18 protein-coding genes and 2 pseudogenes are annotated in these 20,657 nt (G+C 70.1%); 11 read left to right on the top strand and 9 right to left on the bottom strand.

Annotated elements, in window-relative coordinates:
• Positions 1 to 5 precede the first annotated feature (5 nt).
• Both ACFV1J_RS20260 and ACFV1J_RS20255 read right to left on the bottom strand, forming a co-directional pair.
• The gene (locus ACFV1J_RS20260; RefSeq protein WP_385859987.1) at positions 6 to 905 is read right to left on the bottom strand and encodes an NAD(P)-dependent oxidoreductase; all 900 of its coding nucleotides are present in this window, start codon (positions 903 to 905) and stop codon (positions 6 to 8) included.
• Positions 902 to 1,783, bottom strand: a complete 882-nt coding sequence (locus tag ACFV1J_RS20255; protein ID WP_385859985.1) for an NAD(P)-dependent oxidoreductase — start codon at positions 1,781 to 1,783, stop codon at positions 902 to 904. The genes ACFV1J_RS20260 and ACFV1J_RS20255 overlap by 4 nt, the downstream gene beginning before the upstream one ends.
• A 132-nt stretch (positions 1,784 to 1,915) precedes the next feature.
• On the opposite strand from ACFV1J_RS20255, the gene ACFV1J_RS20250 reads away from it, so the two are divergent.
• From ACFV1J_RS20250 to ACFV1J_RS20215, 8 genes and pseudogenes are all read left to right on the top strand, one after another.
• The gene (locus ACFV1J_RS20250) at positions 1,916 to 2,953 is read left to right on the top strand and encodes a GlxA family transcriptional regulator (protein WP_385859983.1); all 1,038 of its coding nucleotides are present in this window, start codon (positions 1,916 to 1,918) and stop codon (positions 2,951 to 2,953) included.
• Positions 2,954 to 3,568: 615 nt separating this feature from the next.
• The gene (locus ACFV1J_RS20245) at positions 3,569 to 4,369 is read left to right on the top strand and encodes a recombinase family protein (RefSeq protein ID WP_385859981.1); all 801 of its coding nucleotides are present in this window, start codon (positions 3,569 to 3,571) and stop codon (positions 4,367 to 4,369) included.
• Positions 4,370 to 4,538: 169 nt separating this feature from the next.
• Positions 4,539 to 5,795 (top strand): SLC13 family permease, encoded by a 1,257-nt coding sequence (locus ACFV1J_RS20240; RefSeq protein WP_385860015.1) that lies wholly within the window; start codon positions 4,539 to 4,541, stop codon positions 5,793 to 5,795.
• A gap of 5 nt (positions 5,796 to 5,800) precedes the next feature.
• Entirely contained in the window at positions 5,801 to 6,301 is a 501-nt protein-coding gene (locus tag ACFV1J_RS20235; RefSeq protein WP_385859979.1) for a universal stress protein, read from the top strand.
• Between the two features lie 79 nt (positions 6,302 to 6,380).
• Positions 6,381 to 6,599, top strand: a pseudogene (locus ACFV1J_RS20230) (MFS transporter); the annotation flags it as partial.
• Positions 6,600 to 7,044: 445 nt separating this feature from the next.
• On the top strand, positions 7,045 to 9,441 hold the full coding sequence (locus ACFV1J_RS20225; protein WP_385859977.1) for an Orn/Lys/Arg decarboxylase N-terminal domain-containing protein: 2,397 nt from the start codon (positions 7,045 to 7,047) through the stop codon (positions 9,439 to 9,441).
• A gap of 81 nt (positions 9,442 to 9,522) precedes the next feature.
• Positions 9,523 to 10,014 carry a GNAT family N-acetyltransferase gene (locus tag ACFV1J_RS20220; protein WP_385859975.1) on the top strand — a complete coding sequence of 164 codons (492 nt, stop codon included), beginning with the start codon at positions 9,523 to 9,525 and terminating at the stop codon, positions 10,012 to 10,014.
• A gap of 128 nt (positions 10,015 to 10,142) precedes the next feature.
• Entirely contained in the window at positions 10,143 to 10,412 is a 270-nt protein-coding gene (locus tag ACFV1J_RS20215) for a hypothetical protein (RefSeq protein ID WP_385859973.1), read from the top strand.
• 438 nt (positions 10,413 to 10,850) lie between these two features.
• Here the strand turns inward: ACFV1J_RS20215 and ACFV1J_RS20210 are convergent.
• Both ACFV1J_RS20210 and ACFV1J_RS20205 read right to left on the bottom strand, forming a co-directional pair.
• Positions 10,851 to 11,087: pseudogene (locus ACFV1J_RS20210) on the bottom strand (hypothetical protein); the annotation flags it as partial.
• Positions 11,088 to 11,160: 73 nt separating this feature from the next.
• On the bottom strand, positions 11,161 to 12,102 hold the full coding sequence (locus ACFV1J_RS20205) for a diacylglycerol/lipid kinase family protein (RefSeq protein WP_385859971.1): 942 nt from the start codon (positions 12,100 to 12,102) through the stop codon (positions 11,161 to 11,163).
• A 1,011-nt stretch (positions 12,103 to 13,113) separates the two neighbouring features.
• Here ACFV1J_RS20205 and ACFV1J_RS20200 point away from each other — a divergent pair.
• Positions 13,114 to 13,719 (top strand): IPT/TIG domain-containing protein, encoded by a 606-nt coding sequence (locus ACFV1J_RS20200; protein ID WP_385859969.1) that lies wholly within the window; start codon positions 13,114 to 13,116, stop codon positions 13,717 to 13,719.
• A 12-nt stretch (positions 13,720 to 13,731) separates the two neighbouring features.
• Positions 13,732 to 14,226 (top strand): CBS domain-containing protein, encoded by a 495-nt coding sequence (locus ACFV1J_RS20195; protein ID WP_385859967.1) that lies wholly within the window; start codon positions 13,732 to 13,734, stop codon positions 14,224 to 14,226.
• A gap of 45 nt (positions 14,227 to 14,271) precedes the next feature.
• Here ACFV1J_RS20195 and ACFV1J_RS20190 read toward each other — a convergent pair whose 3' ends face one another.
• Complete coding sequence (locus ACFV1J_RS20190) at positions 14,272 to 14,700, bottom strand: universal stress protein (protein WP_385859965.1); 429 nt, start codon at positions 14,698 to 14,700, stop codon at positions 14,272 to 14,274.
• Positions 14,701 to 14,931: 231 nt separating this feature from the next.
• A complete protein-coding gene (ftsH, locus tag ACFV1J_RS20185; protein WP_385859963.1) occupies positions 14,932 to 16,848 on the bottom strand; it encodes an ATP-dependent zinc metalloprotease FtsH in 1,917 nt (638 codons plus the stop codon).
• Between the two features lie 412 nt (positions 16,849 to 17,260).
• On the opposite strand from ftsH, the gene ACFV1J_RS20180 reads away from it, so the two are divergent.
• Positions 17,261 to 17,491 (top strand): hypothetical protein, encoded by a 231-nt coding sequence (locus tag ACFV1J_RS20180; protein ID WP_385859961.1) that lies wholly within the window; start codon positions 17,261 to 17,263, stop codon positions 17,489 to 17,491.
• Between the two features lie 401 nt (positions 17,492 to 17,892).
• Here ACFV1J_RS20180 and ACFV1J_RS20175 read toward each other — a convergent pair whose 3' ends face one another.
• From ACFV1J_RS20175 to ACFV1J_RS20165, 3 genes are all read right to left on the bottom strand, one after another.
• Positions 17,893 to 19,383, bottom strand: coding sequence for an ATP-binding protein (locus ACFV1J_RS20175; RefSeq protein ID WP_385859959.1), 1,491 nt, complete (start codon positions 19,381 to 19,383; stop codon positions 17,893 to 17,895).
• Positions 19,384 to 19,479: 96 nt separating this feature from the next.
• Positions 19,480 to 20,247 (bottom strand): STAS/SEC14 domain-containing protein, encoded by a 768-nt coding sequence (locus ACFV1J_RS20170; RefSeq protein ID WP_385859957.1) that lies wholly within the window; start codon positions 20,245 to 20,247, stop codon positions 19,480 to 19,482.
• A gap of 133 nt (positions 20,248 to 20,380) precedes the next feature.
• On the bottom strand, positions 20,381 to 20,575 hold the full coding sequence (locus ACFV1J_RS20165) for a hypothetical protein (protein WP_385859955.1): 195 nt from the start codon (positions 20,573 to 20,575) through the stop codon (positions 20,381 to 20,383).
• Positions 20,576 to 20,657: the final 82 nt, after the last annotated feature.

Raw genomic sequence — 20,657 nt, 5'->3', positions numbered from 1 at the left:
GCCGCTCACGGGCCGCTCAGGAGCAGTTCGGCGACGCGGGCGAGGCTTTCCGGGCCGTGGCCGCCTGCGACCTGGCGGTCGATCAGGGCCTTGAGGGGGGCGAGCGTGGACGCTGGGATGCCCTGCGTCCGGCTGGCCCGGATGATCGTCTCCAGGCCGGTGGCGTTCATGGCCAGGCTGGACCCGCCGGTGGTGTAGTCGCCGCTGTCGATCTCCTCGGCGAACGTGGCCAGTGCGGGGAACAAGTCGGTCAGCCAGGACACCAGCCTCGGGGTGAGTTCGGCCGTGCTGATGCCGGCGGCCTTGGCCATCGCCGCGGCGTGGAAGAAGCCGCCGAGCATGCCGTACATGCCGGCGAGCACGGCCACGTCGTAGCCGGAGGCACGGCCGGCGTCGGCGCCGAGGAAGGTGCCCTTGCCGAGCAGGTCGAGCGGCGCCCGCCAGCGCCGGTGGACGTCCGGCGAGCCGCTGTAGCTGACGGACGCCTGGGCGGTACCGATCGTCTGGGGCACGGCGTACACCGCTCCGTGGAGGTATTCCGCGCCGTGCTCCGCTGCCCAGGCGGCGAGTTCCCGGGCGTCCTCGGGGCCGCCGGAGGTGAGGTTCACCAGGGCCCGGCCGCGTACGGCGCCGGCCGCGCCGGTGAGCACCTCGCGGGCGGCGGGGGAGTCGAGTAGGGCGACGATCACGAGGTCAGCCGCGGCGATGGCCTCGGCGGCCGTAGCCGCTGCTGTGGCGCCGCGGGTGACGAGCGGCTCGGCCCTGGCCGGGGAGCGGTTCCAGACGGTCACGGGGTGGCCGTCGCGCAGCAGGGTCCCGGCGATCGCCCGGCCGAGGTTGCCGAGGCCGATGACGGTGACGGGGGCCGGGAGGGCGACGGGAGTGGGTTCGGGGGCGGTGGTCACTTCGACTCCGTTTCGGCGAGCACCTTGATGACGCTGGCGAAGCTGTCCGAGCCGTGGCCGGCGGTCTTGGCCCGTTCCATGGTGGACTTCAGGAGCGTGGGCAGCGCGGTGTCCAGGCCGCGCGCGGCGGTGGCGTGAATGAGGTGGTCGATGGCCGCGATCTGCACGTCCACGGTGGCGTCGTCGCCCGGGTAGCGGCCGGTGTCCACCTGGCCGGCGTACCGGGTGAGGAAGCTGTTCACTGTGCTCAGCCAGCGGATCGCGACGGGCGTGAACGCCGTGGCCGTGACCTTTTCGGCGCCGACCAGCGCGGTGCCGTGCAGCCAGCCGGTCATGGTGGCCCACATCAGGCCCAGCAGGGCGGCGTCGTAGAGGGATGCCAGGCCGGGGTCGGCGTCGAGGTACAGGGGGTCGCCCAGGGCCGCCAGGGTGGCGCGGTGGGCGCCGAACACCTCGCGTGGGCCGCTGTACAGGAACATCACCTCGGAACTCCCCACGCCCGGCGGGGTCGTCATGATCGCGCCGTCGAGGTAGTCGGCGCCGTGCGAGCGGAACCACGCCAGCGCCTGGTGTGCCTGCTCCGGGCTACCGGAGGTGAGGTTGACGACTGCCCGCCCCGGGAGGGAGCCGGTTGCTCCGTCGAGGAGGGCATACAGCGTGTCGTAGTCGAGAACGCAGGGGATGACGAGCGGGCTCGCCGCGATCGCTTCCGCGGGGGTCGCGGCGAGGCTTGCGCCCCGGTCGGTCAGCGGCACGGCCTTGCGCGGCGAGCGGTTCCACACGGTCACCGGGTGGCCGCGGTCCAGCAGGGCGGCGGCCAGTGCGAAGCCCATGTTCCCCAGCCCGAGCACGGTCACCGGCTGTAGGGCAGACGTCATGTCAGTTCTCCTTGAGCGGTTGGCTATTGATCAGCTGCGTACGAGAGTCGCAGCGCGGGCTTGAGCCCACCAGTGACACTGATGACGACTCCCACCAAATTCCTGCCACTTCGTGGTCGTACGATGGCGGGCATGAGCGCCGGTTCCGTCGCCCTGGTGGTGACTGAGGACATCGAGGTCCCGTCCTGGGACCTGTACGAACTGAGCATCCCTGCCACCGTGTTCGGCAAGCCGCAGCCCGATCTCGCCGACCCGTGGTACGACCTGCGGCTGTGCGGAACGGGGGACCGGTCGCCGGACTCGCCCGGCTCACCGGGCGTGCCGGGCTTCGGGCTGCGCACCCCCTACGGGCTGGAGGACCTGGTCGGCGCCGACACGGTCATCGTGCCGTCGGTGCCGGACCCCTGTGTCGAGGAGGGCGTCCCGCTGCCACCGCGGCTGATCGAGGCGTTGCGCCGGGCGTACGAGGCGGGCGCTCGAATGGTGTCCCTGTGCACCGGCGCGTTCGCGCTGGCCGAGGCGGGGCTGCTCGATGGCCGCCCCGCCACCGCACACTGGATGCACACCGTCCAGCTCGCCGAGCGTTACCCGAAGGTACGGGTGGATGACTCGGTGCTCTACGTGGACGACGGCGACGTGCTCACCAGCGCCGGCATGACCGCCGGGCTTGACCTGTGCCTGCACCTGGTCCGCCGCGACCTTGGCGCGCACGTCGCCAACCAGTTGGCCCGCCGCATGGTGGTGCCCGCCCACCGGCCCGGCGGCCAGGCGCAGTTCATCGACCTGTCGGTGCCCGCCACTGATGACGAGGGCCTGGCGCCCGTGCTGGAGTGGGCGCAGGCGCGCCTCGACCAGCCGCTTACGATCGAGGACCTGGCCCGGCGAGCCGCGGTGAGCCCGCGCACCTTCTACCGGCGGCTGCGGCAGGCCACCGGCACGACGCCACTGCGCTGGCTGCTCAACCAGCGGCTCGGCAGGGCCCAGAGCCTGCTGGAGTCAACGGACCTCCCGGTCGAACGGATCGCGCAACTCAGCGGCCTCGGCACGGCGAACAACCTCCGCCACCACTTCCTCAAGCACATCGGCATCCCCCCTGCCGACTACCGCCGCGCCTTCCCTCGGCAGTCACCCGAAGGGAAGGTCACACCGGCGACCAAGGCGCCGGCCTGAACCGCGGTCCGGTCAGCCGGAGGGAGTGTTGGTACGACCTGTGGTGTCCCCTCGACACGGCGCGTGCTTCGAGGCTCGAAACCTCGTCTGCTGCACCGAGGATGAGGGCCGCGCATAGCGTCGATCAGCCTCGGGCGCGGTCAACTCGCGGCCTGCATGTGATGCTCATTGGGCTCACGTTGGGGCGTCGATTTGGGACGCAACAAGGCGCGGTGACTCCACTTGCAACGGTGACTCCACTTGCAACGTTACCAATCTGTGACCTAGAGTTGCGCCCGTCTTCGGCGTGCCCAGAAACGGCCCGCCTGCAACGAGTCTCACGCGGCGCCTGGGTCAGGACGCCGTCAACACCGTTGCCATCACCGCCATCCAGGCGCAGAGCGCCTGGCGCGGCGCCTGAGCCGCGACTGACCTGGCCTGCGCCTCCGACGCCCCGTCGCACACCGCGGCGGGAGCGTGTTGTGCGACGGAGTTCTGAGAGACTCTGATCATGGATGTGACGCCCGATCAGGTCGCTTTGGCGGTAGAAAGATTCGATCGTCCGAACGGTGAGGCCCCGGCGGGCAGCGCCTGCCGCACCCGAAGCGGCAAGACCGCCGCGACACCCCGCGCTTCGTGCTCGTGGCCGCGCTGCGCGAGGAACTCGAAGTCCTGGTCCCCGCCGGCCGCGGGCCCGGCCGCGCGTGGAAGCAAGGCCCCGCGCTCGCGGTGGTCCCGGCGCCCCGCACGGAGCGGCCGGTGAGGATCGGGTACGCCCGCACGTCGACTGCCCGCCAGGAGCTGGCGAGCCAGCTCGAAGCCCTCCGCCGGGCGGAGTGCCACAAGATCTTCCAGGAGCAGATCAGCACCCGCGTCAAGGTGCGTCCCGAACTGGAGAAGGCGCTCGCGCTGGCCCATCAGTTCAAGGAGGCCGCGCCCCAGACGCCGGTCATCTTCACCGTCCACGAGCTCAAGCGCCTCGCCCGCAACGCCGCCGAGCTGATGACGCTGTCCGCCGAACTCCAGGCCGGCGGCATCCAGCTCGAACTCCTCACCGGCCCGCTCACCGGTATCTACGACCCCAACGGCATGGGCGCCATGTTTTTCGCCGTGCTCGCCGTCGCCGGCCAGATCGAACGCAACTACATCCGGGAGAAGACCCTCGAAGGCCAGGTCACCGCCGCGTCCAAGGGCAACCACGGCGGACGGCCGAAGGTCATCGACGACGACATGCTCACCTTCGCCGTCGCTCTGAAGGACAAGGGCGTCCCCGTCCCCGAGATCGCGAAGAAGCTCACCATCAAGACCGGCAAGAATGCGGGCAAGTCTCCGTCGGTCGCCTCCCTCTACCGAGCCCTCGCCGAAGCCGAGCAGATTCGCAGAGGACAACCACCTGCCACTCAGGCCCAAGCCCGTCCGCATCCGCCGGCCCGATGACCCGCTCACCCTCGAAGAGATCGACCTGCGCGACCGGCTCCAGACCCAGCCCCACCCGAACGCCACAGGCACCCGCCGTGGATGACCTCACGACCGTACGCGCGCAGGAGTACGCGAAGGTGTACGACGAACTCCTCGCGCCAGCACTCCACCCGGAAAGGCTCCGACCCTGAACGCCTCACTCGCAGAAGCACTGTCCGTCGTCCTGCTCCTGGCGGTGCTGGCCTGCGCGGTGACCCGGCCGTGGGGCTGGCCGGAGGCGGTCGTGGCCGTCCCCGCCGCCGGGGTGGTCATCGCTACCGGCGCGATCTCCCTCTCGCACGCGGCGGCCGAGGCCGCCCGGCTGGGCCCGGTGATCGGCTTCCTCGCGGCCGTCCTGGTCCTGGCCCAGCTGTGCGACGACGAAGGCCTGTTCCATGCCTGCGGCGTCTGGATGGCCCGCAGAGCGGCCGGCCGCCCCCGCCGCCTGCTGGTCCTCGTCTTCGTGACGGCCTCGCTGATCACCGCGGTGCTCAGTCTGGACGCCACGGTGGTGCTGTTGACCCCGGTGGTGTTCGCCACCGCCGCCCGGCTCGGCGCCCGCGCGAAGCCGCACGTCTACGCCTGCACCCACCTGTCGAACACCGCCTCGCTGCTGCTGCCGGTCTCCAACCTCACCAACCTGCTGGCGTTCGCCGCCAGCGGCCTGAGCTTCACCCGCTTCGCCGCGCTGATGGTTCTGCCGTGGCTGGTCGCGATCGGCGCCGAGTACGTGGTGATCCGCCGCTTCTTCGCCACCGACCTGGACGCGGGCGCCGAGGCCCCGCCCGCCGACGAGCCCCGCGAACTGCCGCTGTTCGCCCTGCTCACGGTGGCGGGCACCCTGGCTGGCTTCGTGCTGACCTCGGCGGTCGGCATCAACCCGGCCTGGGCGGCGGCCGCAGGCGCGGCCGTCCTGGCGGCCCGTGCCCTGGCCCAGCGCCGCACCACCCCCACGGCGATCGTCAGGGCCGCAGCCCTGCCGTTCTGCGCCTTCGTGCTGGCGCTGGGCATCGTGGTCCGCGCCGTGGTCGACAACGGCCTCGCGGGCGCGCTGGGCCATCTGGTTCCCGGCGGCACCGACCTGGCGGCCCTTCTGGCCATCGCGGCACTGGCAGCCATACTGGCGAACGTCATCAACAACCTGCCCGCCGTCCTGGTGCTGCTGCCTCTGACCGCCCCCACCGGACCCGGCGCCGTCCTGGCCGTGCTCCTCGGGGTCAACATCGGCCCGAACCTCACCTACGCCGGCTCGCTGGCCACCCTGCTGTGGCGGCGCATCGTGCGCGAACACGACACCGACGTGGAACTGGGCGAGTTCACCCGGCTCGGCCTGTTCGCCGTGCCAGCCGCCCTGATGCTCTCGGTAGTGGCACTGTGGGTCTCACTTCAAGCGATCGGAGGCTGAACACCGTGACCGTCATCGTCTGGACCGTGGAGGGCACGTGGCCCGCCTGCGTCGATGCCGCGCGCACCCACGCGCCCGCAGACGCCGACCTGGTGCTGCTGCACGTCACCGGCCACGCGGTGCCGGGCGCCGCGCACGGTGCCTTTGCCGGACTGCTGGGCCGCGCACGCCCCGACCGCGACCCCGGCACCGCAGTGGAACACCTGGCCGCCGCCTCAGCAGAACAGCTCCTGGCCAGCGCGGCCGAGCGACTGGGACGCCCGTGTACCCGGCAAGAGCGCTCGGGCCGTGTCGAACGGGAAGTCGTGGCCGCCGCAGAAGGCGCCGATCTGCTCATCCTCGCCCGCGACGGGGACCGCACCCACCTCGGCCCCCGCAGCCTCGGCCCCGCCAGCCGCTTCATCGTCGACCACGCTCCTTGCCCCGTCCTGCTGGTCTGGCCGGAGACCGCACCCAGTACAGCCACCATCCCGCCACCGCCACCCCACCCGCCGCACCACCGCTAGCCGCAGTCAGGCCGGGCCCCTCCACCGCTCAAGATCAAGTCCTTGGCGCCAACGGTTGTACTGATGGTCCCCACGGCCGATCACGATCGTGGCCCTCTCCCCGTGGATGTGGGCTGCATTCGCAGGCTGGGCACTGTTCGGTCTCGGGCTGTCCGGCTGTGTCCCGCAGTTGTTCAGTGCAGCCGGACATGCCGACCCCTCCGCTGCCGGGGCCACCGTCTTTCGCGTCGCCGGGCTCGGATACGTAGGCATGCTCGCCGGCCCCGCCGTCATCAGCTGGCTGATCCACCTCGTCAGCCGTCATCGACACCTGGTTGGCAACTCGACGCCCCAGGGAAATGACACCTGCCATGAGACGTCATGAAGGACGACAGGCCGGAGCGGTGTCCCGTGCCGAGAGCGCGAGACAACGAAGAGACGGCCGGCGCGACCACCCCATCGAACGGCAAGCAGCGGCTGCAGGTCTCCCACTCCGTCCTTTCCGGTTTCCGGGTTCTCGGGAGCCCACCACGTTCAAGCCGGTGGAGGGCTGGCGCCGAGGGGCCTTCGCTTCAACGAGTCGCCAGATTCCACCCGTTCCCGCGTGACCGGTGGGTGTTCGGCGATGTTCCCATTTCCCTCCCCGGAGTGGTTTCGCCCAGACACGGGGCCGCATCCGGTGATCTTCCGGTTGTCTCTCGGACAACAGGCATGGCGCGCACGAGCAGTCCATGCGCCGACACGCGCACAGCAGAGGGGCCACTATGACCGATGGGACGGTTCTGTTCGCGGTACACGAGTTCCCACAAGGGCAAGGTGTCGCCGCCGAGCAACTGCGCAGGATCCGCGATGAGTTGGCGGGCCGAGGCTTTGACGTGCGCTGGGCCACCACAGCCGACGACGCCCAGGCAGTGCTGCGGACCGAGGCAGGCACGGCCGCCGCCGTGATCGACTGGAACCTTCCCCAGACCGCCGGAGAAGGCGGCGAAGCAGGCGGCGCCGAGGTACTGCGCCACGCCGGCCGACGCTTCCAGAATCTCCCCGTCTTCCTGGTCACGGACGGCGAAGACCTGGAACACCTGCCCTTGTGGGTGGCCGAAACGGTGATCGGCTACATCTGGCCGCTCGAGGACACCGCACCCTTCATCGCCGGACGCATCGCCAGCGCCGCCCGCGACTACCAGCACAACCTGCTACCACCGTTCTTCAAGGCACTGCGCCGCTTCGACCACGCGCACGAGTACTCCTGGCACACCCCTGCGCACTCCGGCGGTGTCGCCTTCCTCAAGTCCCCCGTCGGCCGGGCCTTCCACGACTACTTCGGAGAACGGCTGCTGCGCAGCGACCTGTCGATCTCCGTCGGGGAACTCGGTTCCCTCTTCGAACACACCGGCCCGGTCGGTGCCGCCGAGCGCAACGCCGCCCGTGTCTTCGGCTCCGACCGCACCTACTTCGTACTCCACGGCGACTCCACCTGCGACCGGATGGTCGGTCACTTCAGCGTCACCCAGGACGAGATCGCACTGGTGGACCGCAACTGCCACAAGTCGGTGCTGCACGGCCTGGTCCTCTCCGGAGCCCGGCCGGTCTACCTGGTCCCCACCCGCAACGGCTACGGACTGGCAGGCCCCCTGCCGCCCGCCGAGATTCAGGCACAGTCGGTCGCCTCCCGGACCAACCGCAACCCACTGACCCAGGGCGCCGTCTCGCCCCAGGCCCAGTACGCGGTGCTGACGAACTCCACCTATGACGGCCTGTGTTACGACACCCTCCAGGTCGCCCGGGCCCTCGCACCCAGCACCCCCCGGCTCCACTTCGACGAAGCCTGGTTCGCCTACGCCCGCTTCCACCCCCTTTACGCCGGCCGCTACGGCATGGCGGTGGGCCCCGAAACCTTCCCCGGCCCCGAACGCCCCACCGTCTTCTCCACCCAGTCCACCCACAAGCTGCTGGCCGCCCTGTCACAGAGCGCCATGGTCCACATCAAATCCGCACCCCGGGCACCGGTGGAGCACGACCGGTTCAACGAGGCGTTCATGATGCACGGCACCACCTCACCGCTGTATCCGATGATCGCCTCCCTCGACGTGGCCACCGCGATGATGGACGGCCCCCAGGGCCGCTGCCTCATCGACGAAGCGGTGACCGAAGCCATCCGCTTTCGTCAGACGGTCGTACGCGTCGCCCGGCGCATCGCCGCCGCCGACGACCGGCCCGACTGGTTCTTCGGCGTCTGGCAACCCGAGACCGTGACCGACCCGGCCACCAGCGAGCGTCTACCCTTCGCCGACGCACCGCCCGAACTGCTGCGCACCGAACCGTCCTGCTGGCAGCTGGAGCCAGACGCCGACTGGCACGGCTTCACCGGACTGACCACGGGCTACTGCCTGCTCGACCCCATCAAGGTCACCCTCACCTGCCCCGGCATCGACGCCACCGGACAGATGTCCCACTGGGGCATCCCCGCCCGCGTCCTCACCGCCTACCTGGCCACCAGGGACATCGTGGTGGAGAAGACCGACAGCTACACCACGCTCATCCTCTTCTCCATGGGGATCACCAAGGGCAAGTGGGGAACCCTGATGGACGCCCTCATGGACTTCAAAACGCTCTACGACCACAACGCACCCCTGGAGCAGGTGCTGCCCGAGCTGGTCGCCGCCCACCCCCACCGCTACACCGGCCAGACCCTGCGCGAACTGTGCCAGGAGATGCACCACCACCTACGCGATGCCCGCCTGGTCGAGCTGCTCGACACCGCCTTTCACGACCTGCCCGAGCCCGTTACCCCGCCCCAGCACTGCTACCAGCGCCTCATCCGCGGCGGCACGGAGCGCGTAAGGCTGACCGACGCGGCCGACCGGGTGGCCGCCGCCATGGTCACCGTCACCCCGCCGGGCATCCCCGTCCTCATGCCCGGCGAAAACACCGGCACCCCCGACGGCCCGCTGCTGCGCTACCTGACCGCCCTGGAGTCCTTCGACCGGCGCTTCCCCGGCTTCCGCAGCGAGACCCACGGCGTCACCGTCGCTCCCGATACCGGCGACTACCTCATCGAATGCGTACGCCAGATCCCCACCCAGCAAACCGGCCGCGCAGCCGGAGAGCACCACAAGACACCGACGCCGCACCCACTCAACCCCCAACTGCCCACAGGCTGAGCCCAAGCAACCAGTCGGTCTTGGAGCCAGCCGTGCATTCTCCTTCTGCGCGGCGGTAGCAGTCCCCGTTGGCTGGGCAGCATGGCCGAACTGCATACCGATCGCCTCGTGCTCCGTCGATGGCAAGAGTCCGACCTTGAACCGTGGGCGGCGATGAATGCTGCTCCCGAGGTCCGGGAGCACTTGGGCGACCTGCTCACCCGTGAACAGAGCGATGCCTCCGTGGCGCAGTTCCAGGCCGAGTTCGACCAGCGAGGCTACGGTTGGTGGGCAGTTCAATTGCAGGCCACCGGCGAGTTCATCGGCTTCGCGGGCTTGGACCAGGTGGATGAGGGCATGCCGTTCACCGGGGTAGAGATCGGTTGGAGGCTCGCTCGCTCGGCCTGGGGCCAGGGTTACGCCACCGAGGCCGCCTTGGCCGGCCTGGCCTTCGGCTTCGAAACGCTCGAACTCCCTGAGATCCTTGCAGTGACGACTGCCACCAACCTCCGTTCCCAAGGCGTGATGCGCCGGATCGGCATGACCCGAGACCCGGCTAGCCGCGCTGCTGGCACGGCTCGACGCACCGGCTGACGCCCACGATCGGGAACGCGCGACGACATCGCAGACCTTGGCCGGCAGGGCAGCGTGATGCCTACCGTCCGCGGAATCGTGGCCCTGCCCGGCGACGCCCCTGCCACCCAGGCGGGGCCCGGGTCCTGGTGGAGATCCGTGACGTCTCCTTCGCCGACGCCCCCTCCAGGGTGGTGGCCGCCCCGGTTCAGACGGACGTCCCCCTCGCCCCGCGGGGCCGGATCCCGTTCCGTGTGGACGTACCGGACCTTGATCCGAGGGGTGCCTACGGACTTCGCGTGCACGTGGATCTCGCCGGAAGCGGCTCGTTGGAGGCCGGAGATCTCATCAGCACGCAGGCTCATACCGTTCTACCGGGATCCGACGAGGAGATGATCGCTCCGGTGAACAGGGTCTGAGCGGTAAACGCGGGTCTGAACGGCAACGTCGCTTCCCCACAGGACTCAGAGGGCACCGCAAGTCATCGGCCTCAGCGGTCCGCTGACACGTCGACGCGCCAACCCCACCGCGATGATGAGATCGCGTGCGGGCCCCCGTTTGCCGACGAGGGCGCCGCCCGGCTGGGAACGGCGGCGCCGGTTCGAGCCCTGGCCCCGCTCACGGGAAGATCTTTTCCGCAACAGCTCTCCGGGAGCGACACCGCGGCCAAAGCCACCTGCTCTGTGCGTCGTTCACCAGGTTTGATGCACGCACTGGGGCAGTGGCACAGGTTGACTTTCGTCATGGTCAGCCTGTGCATGACGCATGGTGTGCGCGAGCGCGCAGATTGCTTCTGTTGCTGTGGCGGTGGGGCTGCCCAGCCGGAGGTGGCTGCACCGCCACAGCCGGGTGGGTCTTTACTTGTGGGCGCTGATCACACCGCCGGCGCTGAGCACGATGTACACGCCGTTGGCGTCGACCCCCACGTCGTGCCCCTTCGTCTCCAGCGTGGCGGCCACGCCCTCGAAGCCGTTGATCTGCGCGCGGTAGCGCAGCTCGCCGACCTTCGTGACCTTGGCCGTCCAACCGCCCGCGAGCTGGAAAGTGCCCGGTCCCTGGTGCTCGCCGCCCGTCCAGGAGTGGACCTCGCCGCCCGCAGCGCGGACGTCGAGCTCGGCCGACCCGGTGAGCAAGGGATACGGGAGCCTGGCATTCAGGGACGTCCCCTCAGTGGCGCATCGCGCGCTCCGGCGGCATCCCCGGCCGGTCCTTCGGCAGCAGCAGACGCAGGGCACCCGGCCGGATACCGCACACGACGGGCATAGGAAGCCGCACCGCTTCGCCGTCGACGCCCGCGTCAAGATGCCGCACCTCACCATGCAGCGTGATGCCCGGAGCAGACCAGATGACGGGCCCATCTCCCGCCGACCCGGCACCGCGCTTGTCCTGTCGCAGTTCGCCGCGCAGATGCCGCAGGAGATCCGGGGGAGCCTGCGCCGGGCACTTGAGAACGATGACGCCCAGCTGTCCCGTGCTGAGGGAGAGGCGACGCCCCAGCCAACGCGGTGTGGCCAGGTGGTAAGGGTTATTGGAGATCAGCACCACCTGCGGGAACTCGACGGTTCCCCATGGTGTGTCCACGCGGGCCTCGACCCACTGCTTGCCCTTGGCATAGTCGGGAGCCACTGCGGCGAACGCGCGAGGCTTGTCCTCCCGGTACCCGGGCTCCAGCAGGGCGTCGGCGTACACACCGAAAGAGACGTTGTTGACGAAGACACGCGAGCCGAGCACCCCCAGGTCCACCTGCGCGGGCTCACCGTCGACCAGGGCGTCCAGCGCCCGCCCCGGATCGCGCAGATCGAGGCCCAGGTCCCGGGCGAAGTGGTTGCGGGTGCCCGCCGGGACCACGACCAGCGACCGGCCCGTGTCGGCGGCCACCGCGGCGACCGCCGACACGGTGCCGTCACCGCCCGCGACCCCCAGCACCTGCGCCCCCTCCACCACGGCGTTCCTCGCGAGCGACGCCGCGTCCTCCTCCGTGCTGGTCGTCCAGACCTGGGCTCCCATGCCCTCGGCTCGCTGTCCCAGGCCGTAACGAGCCGTCTTGCCGCCGCCTGAGCGTGGATTCATCACGATCACCACCCGGGCACGCGTCCGAGCGCCGGCCATCACCGCATCCACTCTCGGTGTTCAGGAGGTGAGAAGGAATTGCCAGCCCATGTTCGCCAAGGTCGCCAGGCTTCCGCCGAGGATGGGTCCTGTGGTGCGGCGCCGTGCGGGGGCATGGTGCCGGTGCCTGCTGGGGTTGCGGAGCAGGATGTCATGCCGCCTCACCCTCCCGGAAGAGGGGTGCATCGGTACCCCTCCATCGTCACTCCACCCAGCCTCGTACTGCCTGGCGGGAGGTGGTCAACGGAGAGTTTCCAGATCGGTGCCGTCGCCCTGGCTGCCGCTTCCGGCGATCTCTCTGCGATACCAACAGCGCTGGGAACTCGTCGCTCCAGAAGGCTTGCCGACGCCTCCGGCGGAGACTCCTCCAGCCCGCATCCCTCTGGCTCAGCCTCGGCTGCGTGAACGAGCCGCGGCCTGGTCGGCGGGCATGGCTCCCGCTGCGGGACAGCAGCTTCTGGGACCCGGTCGGGGGTCGCGGTGCCGGGTGAATGAACGCGAACGAACGAGCCCGAGTTGCCCACCCCGCCGACAAGATCGAGTACGCCAGGCTCCTGAAGCAGCCCGTCGCGGTCAAACTCTCCTCGTCTCACGTGGGCTGGTTCGCTGGGATACGGCTGGCGCGATCGTGAACTCGGCACTTCGAGACCCTGAGAGCCGATCGCCTGTGTCTGGGATGCTCCGGGACGGCCACGACAGGTGAGCCCCCTTTGTACCTATGCGCTGAGGCGTGATAAGTGCACCGGTCCGCCCGATGAATGTCAGTAGTGCGCGCACTTGCAGGTGCGAGTCACCATACGCTCGCCCTGAGGGGTGAATGAATATTCTGCCTATTGCGGCCAGAGATTAGTTCGGTGGTTACGTAAGTGAAGGTATCCGAATAAGCGGGTTGCCCTTTCTGGGTGTGACTTGGCGTGCGCTGTTCGTGGCCGAAACCGCTGATGGACGACGGGTGGGCCCACGGTCTTGCGCAATCTGTCTCGCGACTCGCATCAAAACAAAGGAGACGTCATGACGCCCTTCATCACGTCGATCAGCCCCACTACCCAGAGCCATCACGCTGTCCCCATGACCATCATGGGAACGGGGCCGTCGAGGGTGATCAGGGTCAATTTCGGCACCAGGTCAGTCACGCCGACCAGTGTCACCAGCACGACCGTGACCTGTATGATCCCGGAACTGCCTGCCGGCCAGTACAACGTCTCTGTGGCCGCCGGGAGTCTGACGAGCAACTCGCTGCCGTTCTATTACATCGGCCCGCCGAAGGTCACTTCTCTAACTCCCAACACAGGGCCTTTCAGCGCGACGTCCCTGTCCGTCTTCGGCGAAAATCTGGTTACCACGACCTCCGTGGCCTTCGGCGATGTGGGAGTTGCCACGGATGGCCGTTGCGTCTGGTGCATTCCTCCCGGTGTGAGTGTTAGGGCTCACCGGAATGCACGAACGCCTCCTGCTGGGCGTCGGCGACTCCGCCGAGGACTCCGTCGCTGTCGTACCGCAGCTGGTGTGACCGTGCCCGGCGCTTGCGGCGTGGCAACCTCTCTCACTCTCATCGGAAGTGAACGGCGGCAGCGCGTGCGGGCGGCCGACCCCCGCGGCCTCGTCCCGGACCCGTAAGGAGGAGCCACCATGCGTACGCGCGATGTGATGCGCACCCCGGTCGTGACGGTTTCGCCGCACACCACGCTGATGGAGACCGCACGGCGCATGCGGGAGTGCACCGTCGGACACATCGTGGTGGTGTCCGGCGAGACGGTTCAAGGGGTCGTCACCGACCGGGACTTGACCGTGCGCGGTGTCGCCGCCGGGATGAGCGCCGGCACTCCGGTCAGTGAGGTGATGACATCGCCGGTCGTCACCGTCCGGGCCGACGACGACGTGGAGATGGCCTATCACGCCATGCGACGGGCGGGAGTGCGCCGGATACCCGTCCTGGCAGGGGGACGGCTCACCGGGACGGTGACCATGGACGACCTGCTCATGGACGTCTCACGGCGTATCGGCGAGCTGCTGGAGCCCCTCTCCTGGTGCGCCTTGGCCGAGCCCCCGGGCCCTCCGCACACCCCCGAGGAACCGAACGGGCCGCACCGGACACCGGAACGCGGCCGGGCGCCGGGACTGTGAGACCTCACGATGTCGCGGGACAGCAGCCGGACGGCGCCTGCGCGGTCAGCCGTGCGGGACGACGGCGACCGGAGCCGGGCAGTGGTGGAGGAGGGCGTGCGCGACGTGACCGATGCGAGGCGGGGGAGCCTTGGGGGAGCGCGTCTGCCGGCCGATGACGACGAGCTCGGCCTGGCCACCGGATTCCAGGAGATGGCGGGCTGGCTGCCCGATGACCGCCTGCTCGGTCACTTCCACGGACGGGTACTTCTCGCGCCACGTCCCCAGCGCATGCCGCAGCGTTTCCTGCCGCGGGAGGTGACCACCTGGCTGCACCACGAGGAACCCGGCGAGTCGGCCGATGCCGACCGTGCCGCGGGCCCGGACGGCCGACGAGGTGAGCAGCTCCGCCGTGATGTATCCGTCCTGTTGGCCGGACAGGGCCTCGGCGAGCAGTCGCTCCTCCTCGTCGCGGAGGCGGTCGATGTTCACCACCAGGTTCAGCAAGCGTCAGGTTCGCCAGCACGGCCACGGTGAACGGGGGGGGGCGTCACCTGCCCACCGCGTCCGGGCCGGGTCCACCCGACCGACGCAATCGCCCCGGCCCTGGTCACGACCGTATGGACGATCCCGCGTCGGGCCGTCGCCGCCCGCGGCGACGGAACTCTTGCCCCGATCGCACAGGGACGAGGAGACGGGTGGCACGGACCGGCCACCTGTCCCGTGTCAGTCCGCGTCCTCCGCCCGGGGGTGCTGTCGCAGGACGTCGAGGACGACGGAGCCGTCGATGGTTTCCCGGCTGGTCAGCAGTTCGGCGAGGCTCTTCAGCGCCGTACGGTGCTCGCGCAACAGATTCACGGCGCGTGCCTCCGCCTCCCGGACCAACCGGGCGGTCTCCTCGTCGACGATGCGCTGCGTCTGTTCGGAGTACGGGCGCTGCCCGGGGTCTCCGGGTACCTCGTCACCGAGGTGGTGCGGCGTGCCCCGGGAGTAACCGACCGGGCCGAGGACGGGGGACAGCCCGAAATCCCGGACCATGCGGCCGGCGATCTGGGTGGCGCCTGCCAGGTCGTCGGCGGCACCGGTCGAGCCCTCGGAGAACAGGACGAGTTCGGCGGCCCGCCCGCCGAGCCGGACGGTCAGCAGGTCGTTCAGATAGCCCTCGCTGTAGAGGTGGCGCTCGGCTTCCGGTAGTTGTTCGGTGGCGCCCAGCGTCGGCCCGGAGGGCAGGATGGTCACCTTGGCCACCGGGTCGGCGTGCTCGCACAGCGCGGCGACGAGGGCGTGCCCGGACTCGTGGACCGCGACGGCGTGGCGCTCTTCGGGCAGCAGGGCGTTCGACGTCTCCCGGCGACCGAGCAGGACCCGGTCCCGGGCGTTGTCCAGGTCGCGGGCCGAGATGACCGAACTGCCTGCGCGGACGGCGTTGATGGCGGCCTCGTTGACGAGGTTGGCGAGGTCGGCGCCGGAGAAGCCCGGGGTGGCGCGGGCGACGACGTTCCAGTCGACGTCGGGACCCGGCGTCTTGCCACGGGCGTGGACGGCGAGGATCGCCGCCCGTTCGGCCTGGTTGGGCAGCGGTACGGTCACGTGCCGGTCGAAGCGGCCGGGCCTGAGCAGAGCGGGGTCGAGCGCCTCGGGCCGGTTGGTCGCGGCGAGCACCACGATGCCGCTGCTCTCGTCGAAGCCGTCCATCTCGGCCAGGAGCTGGTTGAGGGTTTGCTCGCGCTCGTCGTTGCCGCCCAGCCGTACCCCGCCGCGGCGGCTTCCCACGGCGTCGATCTCGTCGATGAAGATGATCGAGGGGGCGCGTTTGCGGGCGTCGGCGAACAGATCACGGACCCGGGAGGCGCCCACCCCGACGAACATCTCCACGAACGCCGAGCCGGTCACCGAAAGGAACGGGACCTCCGCCTCACCGGCGACGGCCCGGGCGATCAGCGTCTTGCCGGTGCCCGGCGGCCCTACCATGAGGACACCACGGGGGCCCTTGGCGCCTGCCACCGCATACCGCTCGGGGTGCCGCAGGAAGTCGACGACCTCGCTGATCTCCTGCTTCACCCCCTCATAGCCGGCGATGTCGTCGAAGCGGGTGGTCGGGCGCTCAGCCTCGATGATCTTGGCGCGGGACCGCCCGATCGCGCTGAGCCCGCCCGACAGCGAGCGCGCCGCCTGCCGTCCGGTCCACAGGAACAGCGCGCCCAGAAGCAACAGCGGCAACAGCACCGCCAGCAGTGTCCCCATCCAGCTGTTGCCGTCGCTGCTGGAGGCGGTGATGTTCACGCCCTTCGACCGAAGCTGCTGCTCCAGGTTGCTGTTGCCCAACGCCGTAGGAATGTGGGTGGTGAACTTCCGGCCGTCCTTGAGGGTGCCGCTGACGCTCCCCTTGTCGTTGATGTCGACCGTCTTGACCTGGCCGGTGTCCACCTTGCCGAGGAAGCCGGTGTAGGAGTACGAGGTGCCCGGGGAGGTCTGGGCCCGGCCGAGCAGGATGACGAGCATCACCAGCAGGGCGATCGGCAGCAGCCACGGCCGCCAGCCCGGCCCCGACGACGGAACGGGGGCCTTGGGCGGCTCCCGCGGTGGCCCGGGCTTGGCCGAGCGGGTGGGGTGGCGCCGCGGCATGCGGACTGCGCTGATCACTGCTGGTTCCTCGCTACCGGGAGGGCTTGGACGAGCCCGGTTTCCGTGCTTTCGGCGCTGGGGACCGCGGCCGCGTCTCCCTCCCACGATCAGCTTTTTCGCCGCGGTTCGCAGTACGAGTGGGGGCGGTCCGCGCTCCGGTGCCGCCGCGGGCCGGACACCCGCACGGCACGCCCGCCGGGCCGGCTTGGACCAGGTGTCCCGGGGTGGGGGACGATCGGCCCTCCACGCCCGGCCCGGCCGGGGCCACTCTGGAAGCACGCGCCCAGCGGCGCCACCGCCGGGAGCCCTTCCGGCCTTCGGAACAACCGGGCGGTACTGCTCCCCGGCCCGGGCTGCCGGAGACATGTCCGCCCTGCGGGAACGCCGTAACCACCGGGAGCGCTGCCCATATCGGGAAGGAGAGACCGCCATGTGCTCGCACCACTCCCACGAATCCGCCGACGGCCCGGGCCGGGACGCCCAGGCCGGGCGCAGCGAAGAGCGTCTGCACCGGCTGGAGACACAGGTGCAGACGCTGGCCGAAGCCGTCCGGACCCTTGCGCAGGGCCTGGAGAAGATCCCCACCCAGGACCCGTCAGGGGAGGAGCCGGCCCGTGGCGCCCGGATGGCGCACGAGCTGCTGCTTTCGCAGGGCCTGTAGGCATGCGGCCTGCTGCTCTCGCAGGGCCTGTAGGCATGCGGCGCAGCGGGGCGCTCCGCCGGGGCCCCGGAACCGGGGTACGGGCAGCAGCGGGCCCCTCCGGGCCCGGCCCGAGCACCTGCCGCGCCGGATGGTCCCGCGTCGACCCGTCGCCTCGCAACGGCAGCGCAACAGATGCTGACCGAAGACCTCATGATCAGTCCGCCGGCCGGCGTTCCGGTGAGAGCCCTGCCCTGCCTGTGGTCGAGGATGATCACGTGGTCGGCCTGCTCATCGACCGGGACCTGGCCGCACGGGCGATGACCCGGGGGTGTCACCGAAGCCCGTGACAGACCGCACGCGGTTGCGCGTCCTCCTCTCCGGGGGAGTAGGCGCACGGGCGGATCGATCACCGCTGCCGGTCACTCGCCGTGATACAGCCTGTCGGCACCGACCAGGACGACCTCGCCCCTGCCCTCCGCAGCCCGGAGCTCCGAGCTGAAGCCGACCCCGCTGTAGCAGGCGGGCACGGTCTGCCGGGCGTACTCCCCGGAAGCGGCGAGGAGGGACATGATGTGGCGCAGCCGCTCCAGATGGTGGACATCCAGGGTCTCGTTCCAGCGGGCGAGCCCGACCGAGAGCAGCCTTCCCGGGACGCCCCCGACCGATCCGCGGACCACCACGTCGGCATCGAGTCGGGTACGCCCACCGGGATCGGCGATGGTGCCCCGCGCCGCCTGCCGCGGCTCGCCCCCGAAGGTCTCCCGGGCCGCGTGGTGCGTGGCCCAGTCCCGGCACAGCTGGGCGAAGTGCGGTGCGACCACCACTGAGTCGAAGGTGGCGCGAACCCGGTGCCACACGCCGGCGGCGTCCTCCTGCTCGCACCTCGCCCGGTGCGGCCAGGCAACGGCGTGCTCGAAGGCCAGTAGCGGTTCCGCGATGCGGTAGCGCGTCAGGCCGGGGCGGAACGCGTCGGGCTCCCCGTACAGCAGCTGCTGGTTGCCCATCACTGCCAGGACATGGGACACATCGCCCAGCGACGCCCCGATGCGGTCGGCGATCCCGCCGGGAGTGGACCGGCCGTCGGCGATCGCGACCAGCACGGAGTGGCACAGCGCCCGGTCGGCGTGGTCGGCCTGGCCCTCCAGCAGATAGCGAGCCTCCCAGAACAACGGAACCCGCGGGTTGAGAACGGTCCGGCAGACCCAGGCGTCGAAGTCGTCCGGACCGGACGGCACGTCGTCACACACCAGATCGCCCCGGTATGCGGGGACTCCGCCCACGACGGCGTGCACTTGCACGGCGAGCCGGGGGGAGTCGATCCCCCAGAAGCGTGCTGCCTGGCGGTAGCCGAAGGGCCGCACCACGAGTTCCAGTGAGGTGAGGCCGTGGAGCGGGGACGGGCCGGAGAACAGCCTCTTCATGATGGCCGGGCTGCCTCCGCTGAGGACCAGGCGGGTGCGGTTGTCGCGGCCCTCCCGGTCCAGCCGGCGGTAGGCGCCGTACAGCATGGAAGGGAGAGCGGGACTCTGGCCGACGAGGTCGGGGAAGTCGTCGATGACGACGGTGGCCGGCTGCCGGTCCCCCAGGGCGAAGAGCGCGTCGAGGGCCTTTTCCCAGCCGTGCCAGTGCGGTGGATTCGGTTCCCGGGCGTACTCGGCCAGACGCTCCGCGAGGCGGCGCAGCGACTCCTTCTCGGCCGCTGCCTTGCCGTCGAAGTAGAAGCCGCCGGTCGCCTGGGCCGCAGCCTCCAAGAGGAAGGTCTTGCCGTGTCGGGGCTGTCCGGAGACGAGGGCAAGGGTGGCCTTGGGCTGCGGGTCGCGGAGGAAGCCCATCAGCTCGGCCCACTCGGATTCCCGGTCGAACAGACGGTCGTGCTTGGCGGGGTGGGCAGTGGCGTCCGCAGGCGGCATGGACCGCTCCCCTCGTTCAGTGGCCGGAGAGAATGGTGGTGCCTCAAGTACACCTCCGGCGACCGGCCCGTGCGCTGCCCGGCGTACGCCCCCGGGTCAGCCCGCCTCGGATGCCTGCGGATCCGGAGGGGCGGCGGCCCATGCGAGGGCGGCGTCGAGTTCGTCGTATCCGAACCGTCGGATGTCGGCCTGGACGAAGTGCTTCGCGAGCTGGGGTACCAGGGAGGCGACCTTGCTGTCGGCCGCCAGCGCGATCTTCCTGACCTTGCGGTGGTGGTCGCGGACGAACCGCACGTGACGGATCATGCTGCCGATGTTCTCCCAGCCGGGGAACTCGCGCGCATGGAACACCACGCCGGCCAACTCGTCGTGGGTGTTCAGCCAGTCGTCCGCGGTCAGGGCCAGGGCGTCGAAGTCCGCTGTCCGCAGCGGGCTCTCCACTTCGACCACGACCACTTGGGACTCGGTCAGGAGTCGATGGGAAATACCGGGTCCTTCGGGCAGCGACGCCAGCCAGTGCAGGGCCTCGGCACGATCCTGTGTGCCGAAAACGCGCACCGGGCAGGGCATCAGGAAGCTGGTCATGCGGGTGGACTCGCGCATCCAGCGGGTATCGGTGACGAGCGCGCACCCCTCGAACAGCCGCATGGCACCCAGGCCGACCTTGAGATCCTCCCAGCCGGCCGCGGGGGTGAACGACTTGAACTCGGGTCCGATCTCGAAGAGCAGTCGGATCCGGCGGCCTTCCCTGCGTGCGTTGTCGATGAGCGGCTCGATCACGGTCACGTAGTCGTTCTTCGACACGGTTCCGATCGCCTTCACCGCGTCGACGCCGGCGGGTGCGTCCTCGGCTCTCTCCAGCATGTCGGTACTTCCCGTGCGAAAGGTGCGATGGCCAACCCGGACGGTGGCCGGTACGCGGCACCAGCGAGGGGTACTCGGTGGCCGCTCCACGCCCGAACCCGTACAGGAATTCTCCCTCTTTACCGCACATGTCTCACCCGGAGGACTCCCCCGGGGGAGCGGAAGCCTCGGACTGCTCGTTGCGGAGAGTCATGCCGAGCCAGGCGGCCCAGCCCACCAGCTGTAGCGCCCAGTAGCTGACGGCCCGGTACGGCAGCGTCGCGCCGATCGCCGACCCGGGCGTCAGGCCGTACCACACGGGCAGGGCGGGCAGGCCGGCCTCGACCACGCCCAGGCTGCCGGGATCTGCGGGAACGCGTAGGCGAGGTGCAGCCGTGCCAGAGCACGGCAATGCCCAGCGCCCACAGGCA

The sequence above is a fragment of the Streptomyces sp. NPDC059649 genome (assembly GCF_042734445.1).
Classification (GTDB): domain Bacteria; phylum Actinomycetota; class Actinomycetes; order Streptomycetales; family Streptomycetaceae; genus Streptomyces.
The sequence above is the reverse complement of the archived record's forward strand: the minus strand, read 5'-3'. Positions and strand labels throughout refer to the sequence as shown.